The sequence below is a fragment of the Jiella mangrovi genome (assembly GCF_017815135.1).
GTDB lineage: Bacteria > Pseudomonadota > Alphaproteobacteria > Rhizobiales > Rhizobiaceae > Jiella > Jiella mangrovi.
In genome coordinates this window covers 14575-31039 of sequence record NZ_JAGJCF010000021.1, presented here as the reverse complement: position 1 = coordinate 31039, position 16465 = coordinate 14575, and the positions used below count along the sequence as shown (strand labels likewise).

Genomic DNA, 16465 nt, shown 5'->3' with positions numbered 1-16465 from the left:
TGAAACCCGATGAACGAGATTGCCACCATCGTCACGCCCGAGACCTCTTCGGGGCCGGACCTCAATGCCCACGACTGGTACAAGGACGCGATCATCTATCAGGTCCACGTCAAGACCTTCGTGGATTCCAACGGCGACGGCGTCGGCGACTTCGCGGGGCTGATGTCGCGGCTGGACTATATCCAGGAACTCGGCGTCACCGCGATCTGGCTCCTGCCGTTCTACCCGTCGCCGCTGCGCGACGATGGCTACGACATCTCCGACTATCGCTCGGTCAATCCGTCCTACGGCAACATCGAGGATATCGAGCGGCTGATCGACGAGGCCCACAAGCGCGGCATCCGGGTCATCACCGAGCTCGTCATCAACCACACCTCCGACCAGCATCCCTGGTTCCAGGCGGCGCGCAATGCGCCAAAGGGCTCGCCGGAGCGGGACTTCTACGTCTGGGCCGACGATGACGAGGGCTACGACCTCACCCGCATCATCTTCACCGATACCGAGACCTCCAACTGGACCTGGGACCCGGTCGCCGGCCAGTATTTCTGGCATCGGTTCTTTTCCCACCAGCCCGATCTCAACTTCGACAATCCGAAGGTGATGGAGGAGGTGCTCTCGATCATGCATTTCTGGCTGGACAAGGGCGTCGACGGGCTGCGGCTCGACGCGATCCCCTATCTCGTCGAGCGCGAGGGCACCAACAACGAGAACCTGCCCGAGACCCACGATGTCCTGAAGGCGATCCGCGCCGATCTCGACAAGTACTATCCCGACAAGATGCTGCTTGCCGAGGCGAACCAGTGGCCGGAGGACACGCGCCCATATTTCGGCGAGGGCGACGAATGCCACATGGCGTTCCACTTCCCGCTGATGCCGCGCATGTACATGGCGCTCGCCCAGGAAGACCGGCATCCGATCACCGACATCATGCGCCAGACGCCGGACATTCCGGAAAACTGCCAATGGGCGATCTTCCTGCGCAACCATGACGAGCTGACGCTCGAAATGGTGACCGAGGAAGAGCGCGACTATCTGTGGTCGACCTATGCCGCCGACACGCGGGCGCGCATCAATCTCGGCATCCGCCGGCGGCTCGCGCCGCTGATGGGCAACGACCGCCGCAAGGTGGAGCTGCTCAACGCGCTTTTGATGTCGATGCCGGGCACGCCGACCGTCTATTACGGCGACGAGATCGGCATGGGCGACAACATCTATCTCGGCGACCGCGATGGCGTCAGGACGCCGATGCAGTGGTCCGCCGACCGCAATGGCGGCTTTTCGCGGGCCGATCCGCAGCGCCTCTATCTGCCGGTGATCCAGGACGCGATCTACGGCTATCAGGCGGTCAATGTCGAAGCCCAGTCCAACAATCCGGCGTCCCAGCTCAACTGGATGCGCCGGCTGATCCAGGTGCGCCGGACCAAGGAAGCTTTCGGCCGCGGCGAGATCACGTTCCTGTTGCCGGCGAACCGCAAGATCCTCGTCTATCTGCGCGAGCATGCCGACGAGCGGGTCCTGTGCGTCGCCAATCTCTCGGGCTCCGCCCAGGCCGTCGAACTCGATCTGTCCGCCTATGCCGGCTCGGTACCGATCGAGATGCTCGGCCTGTCGGCCTTCCCGCAGATCGGCACGCAGCCCTACATGCTGACGCTTCCGGCCTACGGCTTCTTCTGGTTCGATCTCGCCGACAGCACCGCGGCCCAGCAGCGCTATCCGGCGACGCCGGTGCCGCTGCCGGCCTTTTCGACGCTGGTCGCCCAGGGCGATCTGCGCGCAACGATCGGCGGGCGCAATCTGACGGAGCTGAAATCGATCCTGCCGGAATATGTCGGCGGCCAGCGCTGGTTTGCCGGCAAGTCGGCGACGCCGCGCTCGCTCGACGTGACCGTCCTCGGCCCGCCGACGCCGGACAACCGCCGTCACCTCTTGACGGAAGTTGCCGTCGCAACCTCCGAAGGCTCGCAGAACTACCTTCTGCCCTTGAGCGTGCGGTGGGGCGAGCAGCATCTCGGCACCCATGATCCGGACCTGCCCTACACCATCGCCAAGGTGCGCCAGGGCCCGCGCATCGGCGCCCTGATCGACGGCACCCGCAGCGCCGAATTCGCCAAGCTGATCGTCGCGATGATCGCGGCGAATGCGAATGTCGAGATCGGCAGCGGCGAACTCGTCGTCGAAGCCTCGCAGACAGAGCGCGAAGGGCTTGCCTCAACGCTTCTGGTCGATGCGGAATCGATCCGCATGCTGTCGGGCGAGCAGTCGAACACCTCGGTGCTGATCGGCGCCGACGGCATTCTGAAATACTACCGGCGCCTGCGCGACGGCATCCAGCCCGAGCTGGAGGTCACCCGCTTCCTCACCGAAAAGACCGATTTCGAGGCGGCTCCCGCGCTTTACGGCTCGATCGAACTGGTTCGCCCGGATGGCACCCGCACGGCGGTTGCCGCGCTGTTCGAGCAGGTGCAGAATCAGGGCGACGCCTGGACCGTGATCGTCGAGGCGCTGGCCCGCTATCTGCGCGACCACGCCTACGCCCAGCCGCCGATCGCCGACGAAAATCTCGAGGTCGGCGCCCTGAGCGAGCCCAAGCTGCAGATCCAGATCGATCCGGCCGAGGTTCTGGGACGGCGCACCGGCGAAATGCACGCGGCCCTCGCCACGACGACCGGTGACGAGGCCTTCGATCCCGAACCGCTCGACGACGACAGCTTCATGGCGATCGTGGCCGAGGCCAAGAAGGACGCGGCCGAGGCTTTGGCGGTTCTCGCCAAGGCCAAGCCCAACCTGCCGCCGGAGGAAATCGAGAATGTCGAGCGCCTCGTCGGCGCCGAGAAGGACATTCTCACCTGGTTCGATCGCTTCGGCGGCATCAAGGTCAACGCGCAGCGCACCCGCATCCACGGCGACTATCATCTCGGCCAGGTTCTCGTGGCCAAGAACGACGTGGTCATCCTGGACTTCGAGGGCGAGCCGGGCCGGTCTTTGGAAGAGCGCCGGGCCAAGACCTCGCCGCTGCGCGACGTCGCCGGAATGCTCCGCTCCTTCGATTACGCCGCCTTTGCCGCGCGCGACCGCGCCGGCCCGGTCGACGAGACCACGGCCGAGCGGCTTCGCGAAATGGCGACGGTCTGGCGCGACGAGGTGATGGAGGCCTTCCTCGGCCACTGGAGCACGGCTTCGGGGGTCGCCCTCGACGAACCGACCCGCCAGCTCCTCGATCTCTTCGTTCTGCAGAAGGCTTTCTACGAGCTTCGTTACGAGGCTGCGATGCGCCCGGCGTGGTTGTCGATCCCCCTGCGCGGCATCGTCGCCCTCCTCGAGAAACGACAGGTTTTGAAATGACATTGACACCCGCAACGCCCCCCGCCGGCATCGAGCACAAGCCCGAAGAGCATCAGGCCTGGGAGATCGGTCGCGGCGTTCACGGAGACCCGTTCTCGGTTCTCGGCCGCTTTGAGACCGAAGGCGGCGCCATCGTGCGCGTCTACCGGCCCGGGGCTCATTCCGCCAAGGTTATCGACGCCAAGGACAAGGAACTCGCCATTCTGGAAGCCTTCGGGCCGGAGGGTTTCTTCACCGGCTATGTTCCGGGGCTCGACGCCACGTCGCCCTACCGCATGCGCTACAGCCATGGCGGTGGTCCGGAATGGGACGAGGAAGATCCCTACCGGTTCGGCCCGATCCTCGGCGAACAGGACCTCTATCTCCTTGCCGAGGGGAGCCACTACCGGCTTTACGAAAAGCTCGGCGCGCATCCGACCACCATGGATGGAACGCCGGGCGTCGCCTTCGCCGTCTGGGCGCCGGCGGCCCGCCGGGTGTCTGTCGTCGGCCACTTCAACTCCTGGGACGGCCGCCGCTCGGTCATGCGCAAGCGCCATGAATGCGGCGTCTGGGAGCTGTTCGTCCCGCATCTTGGCAAGGGCGAGGTCTACAAGTTCGAGGTGATTGGCGCGGACGGCAATATCCAGCCGCTCAAGGCCGATCCGGTCGGCTTCCTGCAGGAAGAGGCGCCCTCGACCGCCTCGATCGTCGACGGTCTCGTCGAGCACGAGTGGAAGGATGCCGAGTTCCAGGCCCATTCGAAGGAATGGCAGAACCGCGAAAAGCCGATCTCGATCTACGAGGTGCATCTGGGCTCCTGGCGCCGCGGCGAAGACAACGCGATGCTGGACTACGACGCCATTGCCGAAGAGCTCGTCCCCTATGTGAAGGACATGGGCTTCACCCATGTCGAGTTCCTGCCCGTTTCCGAGCATCCCTTCTATGGCTCCTGGGGCTATCAGCCGATCGGCCTGTTCGCGCCCTCGTCCCGCTGGGGCTCGCCGGAGGCCTTCGCGCGCCTCGTCGACGCGCTGCATCAGGCCGAGATCGGCGTCCTGCTCGACTGGGTACCGGGCCATTTCCCAACCGACGTCCACGGCCTCGTGCGCTTCGACGGCACGCCGATCTACGAGCATCCCGACCCGCGGCGGGGCTTTCACAAGGACTGGAACACGCTGATCTACGACTATGGCCGGCCGCAGGTGAGGAACTTCCTCGTCGCCAACGGCATGTACTGGCTCGATCAGTTCCACATCGACGGTCTGCGCGTCGATGCCGTCGCCTCGATGCTCTATCTCGACTATTCGCGCAATCACGGCGAATGGGAGCCGAACATCCATGGCGGCCGGGAAAACCTCGAGGCGATCGCCTTTCTGAAGGACGCCAATGAGCGGGTTGGCGAGTATTTTCCGAAGGCCACGACCCATGCCGAGGAATCGACGGCATTCCCCGACGTTTCGAAACCGACCTATGCCGGCGGCCTCGGCTTTCACTTCAAGTGGAACATGGGCTGGATGCACGACACCCTGCATTACATGCAGGAGGACCCGGTCAACCGACGCTACCACCACCACCACATGACCTTCGGCATGGTCTATGCCTATTCGGAGAACTTCGTCCTGCCGCTCTCACACGACGAGGTCGTCTACGGAAAGGGCTCGCTGCTCGGCAAGATGCCCGGCGACGAATGGCAGAAATTCGCCAATCTCAGAGCCTATTTCGGCTTCATGTGGGCACATCCGGGCAAGAAGCTGATCTTCATGGGCGGCGAGTTCGGCCAGCGGGCCGAGTGGAACCACGACCAGTCGCTCGACTGGCATCTGCTCGAACAGCCGAACCATGCCGGCGTTCAGCGTCTCGTGCGCGATCTCAACACGCTCTATCGCGAGATCCCGGCCCTGCATCAGCTCGATTGCGATCCCTCAGGGTTCGAATGGGTCGATACGGCCAATGTCGAGGAGAGCGTCATCGCCTTCCTGCGCAAGGATCGTGAAGGGCGGCAGGTTCTCATCGTCTCGAACTTCACGCCGATCCCGCGCCACGACTACCGGGTCGGCGTCTCCAGGGACGGAAAGTGGACCGAGCGGCTCAACACGGATGCCGAGATCTATGGCGGCTCGAATGTCGGCAATATGGGCGCCAAGGTCGCGGAAGATCATTCGGTCCATGGCCGGCCATACTCGATCTCGCTGACACTGCCGCCGCTCGGCACGGTCGTGATGGTGCACGAAGGCTGACATCAGCCAAGACCCTGACTGCCGCAGGCTCTGCTTGCGGCCGTCTTCGGTCAGGCCGAGAGCCGAAACTCCGGCCCGAGGCAGCCAGGCGCCGATGCGAGCCTGCGCGAGCCGTCGGCCCGTTCGATGCGGTTCCGGCCCTTCGCCTTGGCCTCGTATAGCGCGTCGTCGGCAAAGGCGAGGAGCTCTCCGACCGTCTCGGCCTGGCCGGTCGTGGCAAGGCCGATGCTGACCGTGGCGGAGACGCTGCAAACGCCGCGTTCCAGCATGGTCTGCTCGAACGCCTGCCGGATTTGTTCTGCCAGCCCGGCAGCCTGATCCGCCTGCTGGCCGATCAGGGCGACGGCAAATTCCTCTCCTCCAAGCCTTGCGAAGAGATCCGACGGCCCGATCCTGCCCCTGACGATCGTGGCGAATTGCTGAAGGACGCTATCACCGAAACTGTGGCCGAAGGCGTCGTTGAGCTGCTTGAAGTTGTCGAGATCGAGCATCAGCAGCGACACGGGCGATTTCGCCGACGACCGGGCGACCGCCCTTTGCGCTGCGACGTGAAAGGCGCGGCGGTTGCTCGCGCCGGTCAGAAAGTCGGTTTCGGCGAGCTTGACGAGTGAACTCTCGCGCTTTTCGCGAAGCATGGCGAACATCAGATAGCCGAGGAGAACCGACGTCCACAGGCCTTCGATGATGACGATCTGAAATCCGAACGAGCGCGCGCCATCGCTGATCGGCCCCAGCGCGCCGGCGGCCCAGATGGCGCGCACGAAAAAGAAGCCCGCCCTAAGCGACAAGACGATGGCGAAGACCCGGACGAGATTGTTAGCGCGGCTGGAAAAGCCCAGCCAGGCGCTCGCGCCGGAAATCGAGGCCGTGGCGATCGACATGAAGACGACCCGCGTGTCGAAATCGCTGGCCGCCGGACAGAAACACCAGAAGGCCAGCCAGAGAAAGATGGGCAGGCAAAAGACGAGCAGGCTTGGCCGCCGGCCGAGAAACACGCTCGCCCCTGCAAGAATGGCACCGTAGGATGCCAGAAACAGGGCGTTGGAGACGCAGAGCAACACGCTGCTGTCCAGGGCCGGAAAATTCTGCATGAAGAAAACGACGGCGCCGACGACGCTGAACAGAAATGCGGAACTCCACCATGCTGCTGCCGGCTCGCGAGATTCGCGCCACTCCGCGTACATCGCCGCGCCGGCGATGAGGCACGTGCCCGTCGCCAGAAGCAGAACCAGTTGAATGTTAACGTTCATTGCGCGGGCCAATGCTGCACGACGAAGAACGCAGCATAGTATTCATACCTCGCCAAAAATTTAAGTCGTTCGTACAAATACCGCTGGCGGCGCTAGTTATCCGATGACAAGCCGTTGAGACAAGAAGGCCTGATCAAATATTCGCGAACGCGGGCGCCCCATGGGTTCGCCGGCAAGCCGAGCCGAAGCTGCAAGTCGAAGACGCCCTTCCGGCTCGAGCGGCGCAGCTGGGAGCGCAAGGCGCCCCGTGCGAAGGCCTTCGAGGACCAAGATCCGACCAGCGGTGTTTTTATTCTGCACCCCTGTCTCTTGAGGCCGCGCTTCGTGCCTTGCCGTCGAGGGCTGCGTCGAGCCGTTCGGGGGGCACGTCGATGAGCCTCGGCGCCTCGGTGAAGATCAAGGCGGCCTCGACCGCCCTTCCCGGGTAGAGAGGGGCGATCAGCGCCCGGTAAAGCGCCAGCTGAACGACATAGGATTGCGGCACGTCGGCAAGGGTGCGTGGCGGCGGCCGGTTGGTCTTGAAATCGACGATCAGCACCTTGTCCGCGGTGACGGCGAGGCGGTCGATCGTGCCGTTGACGGTAAAGGTCCGGCCGCGCAGCGTCACCTCGCCGGTCACGGCCACCTCCGGCCGGCTGCCGCTCGAAAAGATCGCGGCAAAGGCCGGATCTTCCATGACGTCGAGCACCGATTGCGTCAGCTTTTCGGCTTCCGCCGCCGGCAGATCATGAGCGAGCGCGGCGAGGATCTTCTGCGCCTGGCCGAAACGCTCGGCAGGCACGACGTCGGGGAGCAGCTCGAGCATGCGGTGAGCGGCAAGACCGCGGCGGATGGCGAAGGATGGCAGGGCGGCAGCCGCCAGAACCGGCGAAGGGGCGGGCGTCTCAGCCGTAGTGCCGGTCTTTTCGTCGGTCTGCGCCGCGTCGTCGCCGATCTCCGGCACGATCTCGGCGGCAGCGCCGGCAAGGGACGGAGACAGGGGGCGGGGCGGCAGGATTTCGGGTGCAAGCTTCGACAGCGGCAGGGCGGGCCATTGCGGCGCGTGATGCTCGCGCGGTGCCAGCTTCGCACCGGTCGGCACCGCGCCGACCCTGAGCGCGGTCGTCTCGCCGTCAGCGTTGGTCACCGTCTGTGCCTCGCCGACGAGCGCCCGCTCGGCGCGCTGCAGCCAGCTTTCCTCGTTCGGCCCGCTCTTGGGCGCGAGGCCGCACAGCACCAGCCGGTCGGCCGCCCGGGTCATGCCGACATAAAGCAGCCTGCGATATTCTTCCTCGGCCCTCTCCTTTTCGCTCGCCTTCAACTCCTCCACGGCGGCGTTTCGCAGCTCCTTCGTCGGACACCAGAGAAAGCCCGGCGCAGCCCCATGATGGCGTCCGGGCATCGCATGCCAGGCCATCAGGCTCGCCCCGTGGCTTGCCGAGAACGGCGCCGAGCCCGGATCGACGAGAAAGACCACGGGCGCTTCGAGGCCCTTGGAAGCATGTACCGTCAGTATGCGCACCTCGCCGCGGCCGTGGCCGAGTTCGCGCTTCAGCGTTGGCGGGCTTTCGGAAAGCTCGGCGAGAAAAGCGTCGAGGCCGCCGACGCCGGCTTCCTCCTTCACCAGCGCCAGATCGAGGAAGGCATCGATCACCTCGCCGGCGTCGCGGCCGAGCCGGGAGACCAGCGCCCGGCGTCCGCCCTCTGGGCCGAGAATGCGGGCGTAGAATTCGAAGACGCCCTGAAAGCCGGCGCGGTCGCGAAGCTCGTCGAGCCGGTGAATGGCCGCCCGGGCCTTGGCGAGAAGCGCCGTTGCCGCGTCGCCATCGGGCGAAAACGCCGGCAAGCGGGCGAGGCCGTCTCCGCCGGAAAGGAGCCGCAGGCCGAGGGACAGCGGCTGTGCCCCCTCGCGCGACAAGGCGAGCGCCATCAGCTCGTCGTCGGAAAAGCCGAAGAGCGGGCTCTTCAACACGGCAGCGAGCGAAAGATCGTCGTCGAAATTTGCCACCACCCGGCCGAGCGCCATCAGGTCCTCGATGGCGATGTGGTCGGTGATGACGAGGCGGTCGGTGCCGGCGACGGCGATGTGCCGGTCGCGCAGGGCCGCCGCCAGCGCCGCGCCGAAGCCGGAGCGCTTCCTGACCAGCACCATGACGTCGCCCGGGGTGAGCGGGCGCTCCTCGCCCTTCACCATGATCGGATCGCCGAGCCAGGCGGCGATCTGGTCGGCGATGCGTGCGGCCAGCCGGTGGCTCGGCGAACCTTGCGGCTCGACGTCCAGCGGCTTCGTCCAGTCGTCGGGCTCCTCCTGCGCCTCGGCCGTGAAGGGCGGCCACAGCTCGACAAGACCCGGCCCGTCTCGGCGGGCGGCCGAATGCACTGGTGCTTCGTCGCCGGAGGACAGGCCCTTGCGATTGTCGGGATCGGCGAACACACGATCGACCGCCTCGAGAACGGTCGTGACCGTGCGAAACGAGCGGTTCAGCTGGATCGCCTCGAAGGAGAGCCCGGCCTCGTCGGCGCGCCGTTGCACCTGCCGGCGTTCCTCGTCGAACATGTGGGGGGAAGCGCCCTGGAACGAATAGATCGACTGCTTCTCGTCGCCGACGGCGAACAGCGTGCGCCGGCGGTTGTGGCGGCCTTCGCCGGCGAAGAACTCGGAGGCGAGCTCGCGCATCACCTGCCACTGGCGAGGGCTGGTATCCTGCGCCTCGTCGATCAGGATGTGGTCGATGCCCTGGTCGAGCTTGTAATGCACCCAGCTTGCGGCCTCCGAGCGCAGCAGGAGATCGGCGGTGTGGGCGATCAGGTCGGTGAAGTCGAGCCGGCCGCGCCGGCGTTTCAGAGCCGCATAATCCCGCTCGAAGGCATCGGTGATCACCAGCGCGGCGCGGCTCGCGCGAAACAGCCTGAGGGTCGAAAGGCGGTCGTCGATCGCCTGCGCCCGCGCTCCGGCGGCCTGCACCTTATCGAGGAGGTCCGGCAAGCATTCGGCGACGGCCTTGGTGACGAGGCCCTTCAGCGAGCCGCGCAGCTGCCCCTTGGAATCGAGACCGGTCCCCCGATAGGCGGCAAAGCGCGTCTCCGGCTTCGCCGTCTCGTCGAGGAGGAGCGCCAGCTTCGCCGCAAATTTCGCGTCCGAGGGCGATTTCGAGGCGAGAGCCGCGGCGCGCAGCGTCTCGCAGGTTTGAGGATCCAGATGCGGGCAGGGCAGGGCCTCGCCGAGGATCGCGCTTTCGTCTGCCTCTTCGTCGATGTCGAGCGCGCGGGCGAGGGCCGCGACGGCCGGGCCGAGGCCGCCGGCCTCTTCCAGATGCCGGGCGAGGTCGTCGCGCTTGAAGGCGATGTCCGCGAGGAGCTTGTCGAGGCCCCATTCACCGGCGATCTCGAGGGCGTCGGCAAACGCTCCGGCGAGCTCGCGGGCCTCGTCGGGCTTCATCCTTGCCGTGCCGGTCAGAAGGCGCTTGCGGGTCTCGGCGAGAAGGCGGCCGGTTTCGGCCTCCTCCATCACCTCGAAATGGCCCGGAACGTCCGCTTCCAGGGGAAACTGGTGGAGGATCGCCTCGCAAAAGGCGTGGATCGTCTGGATCTTCAGCCCGCCCGGCGTTTCCAGCGCGCGGGCAAAGAGCTGGCGTGCGCCGCGCAGCGTCGCCTCTCTGGCTTGTCCCCCCTCTTCGAAGCCTGCCAGAACCACGGCGAGTTCGGCATCCGGCATGGTCGCCCAGGCGCCGAGCCTGGCAAAGACACGGGCCGACATTTCGGCCGCCGCCGCCTTGGTGAAGGTGAGGCACAGGATCTTCGAGGGATCGACGCCGGCGAGAAGCAGCCGCACGACGCGCTCGGTGAGGACGTGGGTCTTGCCGGAGCCGGCATTGGCCGAGACGAAGACGGATTTTTGCGGATCCGATGCGATCTGCTGGCGGCGCCGGGTGTCCTCGTCGACGAAAAAGGCGTTGGCGCTGGCACTCATTCGCCGTCTCCCTCGGCGTCTTCGCCGCCGGCGACCGACCATTCCTTGACCCGGGCGAGATGGTCGTAGTCGCCGGAAAAGTCGCCGGCGAGGACCGGCCTCTGGCGCGAGGCGAACGCCGTCTCCTCCTTCAGATACATGGCGGCAAGCCCCTCGAAGCGGCGCATCGCGGTCTCGGAGAGCTCGCTCGGGTCGCAGGGCTGGATCGATCGCGTGCCGGCGGTCTCCAGCCCCTCCTGCTTGAGCTCGCGCTCGCGCAGCCGGACATAGACGAGGTCGGCGATGGTCTCGCCGGGGCTCGTTCCCTCGAAATCGCCGCGCATCGCCATGCCGCCCTCGAGGGCAAGCTGTGGGGAAAGCAGGGTGCGCGCCTGTTTCACCGACGGCTTCGTCCCGGTCTTGAAGTCGAGAATGACGAGCTGGCCGTCCTTCAGGCGATCGATCCGGTCCGAGCGCCCGGAAAGCGTCATGCCGATGGCCGGGAACTCGCTTTGGCCCGCGCGCTCGGCGAAGCGCTCGGCGATCGTCTCGTCGCGCGCTTTCTCCCAGGCCAGAAAGTCCTCGGCGGTCCTTTGGATGCGCGGCCACCACACGGCGGCGATTTCGCCCGGCAGGGCGGCGCGGTCGAAATGCTCGCGCGCGATCAGCGCCAGTTCCTCGGCGGCGTCCGGCTCGTTCGGGTCGATCTTCTTGATCACGAAGTCGGCGACGATGGCGTGGATCAGCTCGCCGCGCTCGCGGGCGTGCGGCGCCCGCATCAAGGGCGGCAGGGCTTCGAGCTTCAGAATGCGCCTGGCATGAACCGCATAGGGGTCGCGGATCAGCGTCTCGACCTCGGTGACGGAATAGCGGCGCGGCCGCGTCTCCTGGGGCGGGCGGGGCGTCGGCCGGGCAATGCGCGGGGTGTCGTCGGCGCTCTCCAGCGTCGCGGCGGCCGCGACATAGGCTTCGCCGCGGGCGGCCATGGCGGCGCTGGCCTTTGGCCCCGCCAGCGTCGTCAGCCGCTGCAACCAGCGCGAGGCGATGGTCGGGGCGCCGTCCATGCGGCGCGCGCGGGTTAGGACCACACGCTTGGCGCCCATCGCCATCCAGAAGTCGTGGGCGGCAAGGCCGATCCGCCGCTCGGGCGGATCGAGAGCAATCTCCCGGCGCATCAGCCGAGACAGGAACGCGCCGCTCCTCGCGCCGGCCGGCCAGACCCCTTCGTTGAGCGAGCCGAGGATCGCCGTGTCGACGCTCTCGAGCCGGGCTTCCAGCGTGCCGAGAACGAAGGCGCGTGCGGAAAGGCCGCCGCGCGGCTTGACCGTGATCCCGGCAATCAGCGCCGCCACCGCGTCGGGCAGCTCTTCGGCGGGGAAATCGAAACCGGTCCGTGGCGCGGCGACGAGATCGCTGAGGAATGCGGCAAGCGCCGCGCCGTTCTCGCCGGCATAAAGCTCGCCGGGCCCGGCTTTCTCGTCCCGCGCCAGCATTTCCATCGCTTCGGTGATCGCCACGGCATAGGCGCCGATCTCGCGGGGCTCGGCCTGTCGCAGCGCGGTGAGCGGCCCCAGGGCGGCCGCGAAATCTTCCGCGAAGAGCCGGGCGGCCTCATAGTCGGCACGCTTCACGTTGCGCGCCGGGCGCGTCAGCAGCTTGCCGATATCGCCTGCCGGCAGGGCCTCGATCTGATCGATGCGCCTTCCGACGATCTCTCCGAGCTTCGCCCCGTCGGCGACCTCCACCGTGCCCCGGATGGCGATCAGCTCAATCGCGCGGGCGGCATTGCGCGCGTCGATGGCCGAGCGGCCGAGCCGGCACAGCGGGTGCTTCAAAAGGCCGAGCAGGGAAACGGGATCGCCCGGCTCCAGCGCCACCGACAGCAGCGCCGACAGGAGCGTTCCCGGCGCGGTCGTCGAAAGCGCCCGTCCGGCGGAATCGTTGGCGGTGATGCCGAAACGCTCGAGCTCGGCGAGGACACGCCGTGCGAGCCGCCGGTCCGGCGTGATCAGCGCGACTTTGCCTTCGGGGTTATCGAGGGCTTCACGCATGGCGACGGCGATGGCCAGCGCCTCGACGCGCGGCTCGGCGGCCTCGATCAGGGCGACGTCTTCCAGACCCTCCGGATCCCCGCCATCTGCGCCGAAGGCCGGGGCTTCTTCGGCCCACAGCTCGGTCGTCTCGGCCGGGCGCAGCGCGCTCGACAGGAAGGTCTCGCGCCGCTCGAGCGGCAAGGCGAGATCCTCGCCGAGATGCCGGACCTCCTCGGGCGCCATGGCGAAACGGGTGAGGATGCGCTTCAGCCCGTATTGCGGATGGCCGGGCGAGGCGATCGCGAGCTGCCGGTCGATCGCGGCAAAACCCTGTGATCCGATATGGCGGTCGAGCCCGGGCAGAACCAGCGCGCCGTTTTCCAGATGGGCGACCGCATGCATCAGGTCGAGGGTCGCCGGCGAGGTCGCGGTCGAGCCGGCGACGATCACCGGGCCCTTCGCTGCCCCGGCGCGAAGGCGCGCGGTCTCGGCCCGCAGCCAGTCGTTCTTGGCCGCCGCCTCGCTGGTGACGCCACGATCGGCGAGGAATTTCGGCCAGTGCTCGGTGACGATTTCGAGAAAGGACAGCGTCGTCTGCCACCAGGCGGCCAGCGCGTCGGGCGCAAGGCCCGCGAGTTTGACGAAGGAGGTCTGTTCGGTCTCGATCTCGTCGAGAAGCGCGCCGAGATCGCCGGCAAGCCACAGCGCTTCGGACGCCGAGGTCACACGGTCCGGCGAGGTCTGCGGCAGTTCGTCGGCGGCGACGCGGTCGGCGAGGTGACGCCATGCCCTGGCGAGCCGGGCAAGGTTCAGCCGCCGTTCGAGCTCCGGCATCGCCGGCAGCGGGGCGTTTGCCGCGTTTGCCGTGAAGATCGCCGCCTCGTCGCCTTCGCCGAGCGGGCGGATGCGCGGCAGGATCGCCGAGCGGGGCGCGGCTTCGGCGCGGTCGCGGTCGCCGTCGCCGAGAGCTGTGGCGAAGGCCGCGCCGAGGCTGCGTGCGGCGCGGCGGCTCGGCACGTAGATCGTGACGTCCGCAAGCGACAGCGGATCACCGGAGAACCGGAAGCCTTCGACGACCCGTCCCGACAAAAGCCCCTCTGCAAGGGTCTTCAGGAAGGGCATTGCGGGCGGGATCGACAGGACGTTGGGGGCCATTCTGCGAAGTCTACGCCGAGGCCATGCGATTCGCATCTTTCGTCTGGGGAGCGGCGACCCCATTTGCTTGGTGACGCGCGGACCATCGATGGCAAACGGCCGGGGCGGTCGCGAAGGCGTCTCGGAAGCCCGGAGCCAGCCACCTTCCGGCCATCGCCCTTGTGCTTCCCCTTGCGGCTGTTACACTCGACATGACGCAGTAACGAAAGGCGCCGGGGACGCGATTGATGCTGTTCCGCGCCGGAGAGAACGTGTGAGTGACCATGATGATTCGGGGAGACATCGGCATCGGCCGCAGATAGCCCGTGAGACCTTCGCCTTCGACGCTGACGACCGGCGCCCGGGCGGAGCCGGCCGCGCCGCAGGAGCCCATTCGAAGCAAGAGCCGGATGGTGTCCAGAACGCGCGCGCCGAGGGGCAGGAAACGAAGACTTCCGCCGAAGACGACACGCGGCTGACCAAGCGTCAACGCCGCCGTCGCCGAAAAGGGCGGAAGAAGTCGGCCACGCCGTCGATACCCCAACAGGACAAGGGCAAGCCTGGCGGCGCGACCGCCGGGGTGCCTCGTGGTGCCCGCAAATATGGTCGCTCCCGACGGGGCGAGCCATCGGAAGCGAAGTCCGCGCCGGCCGCAAAAGGCGCTGATTCAGCGCCCGCCGCAAAGGGCGTTGCGCGTCCCGCCAATCAGAACGGCAGACCGCAGGGAGCGTCCGCTTCCGACAATGGTGCCAGGGGCCGCTTCGGCGCGGTCGATCGCGACAAGCCGCCGATGTATGCGGCCCTCGATCTCGGCACCAACAATTGCCGGCTTCTGATCGCGGTTCCCACGCGGCCGGGGCAGTTTCGCGTCGTCGACGCCTTTTCGCGCATCGTGCGGCTCGGTGAAGGCCTCGGCCGCACCGGAAGCCTGTCGCGCGGGGCGATGGACCGGGCGACTGCGGCGCTCGCCGTCTGTGCCCAGAAGCTGTCTGCCCGCGACGTCAGTCGCTCCCGGCTGATCGCCACCGAAGCCTGCCGGGCCGCGGCCAACGGGGCGGAGTTCATCGAGGAAGTCGCCGAGCGGACGGGCCTTTCCCTCGAGATCGTGCCGCGCGAGACCGAGGCGCGGCTCGCCGTTTCGGGCTGCGGTTCGCTGATCGATCGCAAGGCCCGGGGCGCGGTGCTCTTCGACATTGGCGGCGGCTCCTCGGAGATCGCGCTTCTCGACCTCAGGGGCCCTCATACGCGGCGGCTGGCCAGCCGCATCGTCGCCTGGACATCGCTGCCGGTCGGCGTGGTGACGCTCGCCGAGCGCCATGGCGGACGCAACGTGACGCCCGAACTCTTCGCCAAGATGGTGGACGAGACGGTAGAGATGATCGCGGACTTCCCCGATCGCGACGCCTTGAAGGATCTCGTCGGGACGGAAAATTTCCATCTCCTCGGCACCTCCGGCACGGTGACGACGCTCGCCGGCGTCCATCTCGGGCTGGAACGCTATGATCGCCGCCAGGTGGACGGGCTGTGGCTGACCTCCGAGGAGGCCGACACGCTGGTCGACAGGATTGCCGGCTGGAGCTTCGAGGAGCGGGTCGCCAATCCCTGCATCGGCTCCGATCGTGCCGATCTCGTTCTGGCCGGCTGCGCGATCTTCGAGGCGATCCGCAGGGTCTGGCCGGCGCGGGCGCTGCGCGTTGCCGATCGCGGGCTCCGCGAGGGCCTGCTCACTGAAATGATGGTCGCTGACGGCGTCTGGCGCCGACGCGACGGAAGACGAGGCAATTGATGGCAGGACGGGGCGACGACCGCGGCATGTCGGTCCGGGTCAAGAAGAAGCGCGGCGTCAAGGCGTCGTCGCGGCGCTGGCTCGAGCGCCAGCTCAACGACCCCTATGTGCGCCGTGCCAAGGCTGACGGCTACCGCTCGCGGGCGGCCTACAAGCTTCTGGAGATTGACGACCGCTACAAGCTTCTGAAGCCGGGGCAGGCCATCGTCGATCTCGGTACGGCGCCCGGCGGCTGGGCGCAGGTCGCGGTCGACCGGACGAAATCGACCACGGAGGCCATCGCCGTCGTCGGGATCGACTATCTCGTGGTCGAGCCGGTGGCCGGCGCGACGATCCTCGAAATGGACTTTCTCGACGACGAGGCACCCGCCAGGCTGATGGAAACGCTCGGCCGCGCGCCGGACATCGTCCTGTCCGACATGGCGGCGCCGACGACGGGCCATCGCCGCACCGATCATCTGCGCACCATGCATCTGTGCGAGGTCGCCGCCGATTTCGCCATCCGCACGCTGAAGCCCGGCGGGCATTTCCTCTCCAAGACCTTCCAGGGCGGCACCGAAAACGACCTCCTGACGCTGCTCAAGCAGAATTTTACGTCGATCCATCACGTCAAGCCGCCGGCCTCGCGCGATGGCTCGGTCGAGCTCTTCATTCTCGCCAAGGGTTTCAAGGGCCGCCGCGGCGGTCTTTCGGCCGAAGACGTCAGCCACACCGACGAGGAGGATGACGAGGCCGGGCCGCTGGGATGAGCGGGTAGCGCTTTGGGTTGCCGG

7 protein-coding genes are annotated in these 16465 nt (G+C 67.0%); 4 read left to right on the top strand and 3 right to left on the bottom strand.

All coding sequences use genetic code 11. The annotated features are described in order from the left end of the window. The first annotated feature begins 9 nt into the window (after positions 1 to 9). Together treS and glgB are read left to right on the top strand one after the other, a co-directional pair. Entirely contained in the window at positions 10 to 3342 is a 3333-nt protein-coding gene (gene treS, locus J6595_RS19900; RefSeq protein WP_209597017.1) for a maltose alpha-D-glucosyltransferase, read from the top strand. After that, the gene (gene glgB, locus J6595_RS19895; protein WP_209597014.1) at positions 3339 to 5561 is read left to right on the top strand and encodes a 1,4-alpha-glucan branching protein GlgB; all 2223 of its coding nucleotides are present in this window, start codon (positions 3339 to 3341) and stop codon (positions 5559 to 5561) included. The genes treS and glgB overlap by 4 nt, the downstream gene beginning before the upstream one ends. Before the next feature lie 50 nt (positions 5562 to 5611). On the opposite strand, the gene J6595_RS19890 is transcribed toward glgB, so the two are convergent. The 3 genes from J6595_RS19890 to addB form a co-directional block, all read right to left on the bottom strand. Continuing rightward, positions 5612 to 6811 (bottom strand): GGDEF domain-containing protein, encoded by a 1200-nt coding sequence (locus J6595_RS19890; protein WP_209597012.1) that lies wholly within the window; start codon positions 6809 to 6811, stop codon positions 5612 to 5614. Between the two features lie 289 nt (positions 6812 to 7100). Continuing rightward, positions 7101 to 10760 (bottom strand): double-strand break repair helicase AddA, encoded by a 3660-nt coding sequence (gene addA, locus J6595_RS19885; RefSeq protein ID WP_209597010.1) that lies wholly within the window; start codon positions 10758 to 10760, stop codon positions 7101 to 7103. Beyond that, positions 10757 to 13927: a double-strand break repair protein AddB gene (gene addB / locus J6595_RS19880; protein ID WP_209597008.1), complete on the bottom strand. Its 3171-nt coding sequence runs from the start codon at positions 13925 to 13927 to the stop codon at positions 10757 to 10759. The genes addA and addB overlap by 4 nt, the downstream gene beginning before the upstream one ends. Positions 13928 to 14441: 514 nt before the next feature. Here addB and J6595_RS19875 point away from each other — a divergent pair. Both J6595_RS19875 and J6595_RS19870 read left to right on the top strand, forming a co-directional pair. Next, positions 14442 to 15692 (top strand): Ppx/GppA phosphatase family protein, encoded by a 1251-nt coding sequence (locus J6595_RS19875; RefSeq protein WP_425342188.1) that lies wholly within the window; start codon positions 14442 to 14444, stop codon positions 15690 to 15692. Continuing rightward, a complete protein-coding gene (locus J6595_RS19870) occupies positions 15692 to 16441 on the top strand; it encodes an RlmE family RNA methyltransferase (protein ID WP_209597006.1) in 750 nt (249 codons plus the stop codon). Before J6595_RS19875 ends, J6595_RS19870 begins: the two co-directional genes overlap by 1 nt. Positions 16442 to 16465 lie beyond the last annotated feature (24 nt).

Excerpts from the sequence above, each read along its gene's own strand:
- treS (WP_209597017.1), top strand. The coding sequence starts at position 10 with ATGAACGAGATTGCCACCATCGTCACGCCCGAGACCTCTTCGGGGCCG.
- glgB (WP_209597014.1), top strand. The coding sequence starts at position 3,339 with ATGACATTGACACCCGCAACGCCCCCCGCCGGCATCGAGCACAAGCCC.
- J6595_RS19890 (WP_209597012.1), bottom strand. The coding sequence starts at position 6,811 with ATGAACGTTAACATTCAACTGGTTCTGCTTCTGGCGACGGGCACGTGC.
- addA (WP_209597010.1), bottom strand. The coding sequence starts at position 10,760 with ATGAGTGCCAGCGCCAACGCCTTTTTCGTCGACGAGGACACCCGGCGC.
- addB (WP_209597008.1), bottom strand. The coding sequence starts at position 13,927 with ATGGCCCCCAACGTCCTGTCGATCCCGCCCGCAATGCCCTTCCTGAAG.
- J6595_RS19870 (WP_209597006.1), top strand. The coding sequence starts at position 15,692 with ATGGCAGGACGGGGCGACGACCGCGGCATGTCGGTCCGGGTCAAGAAG.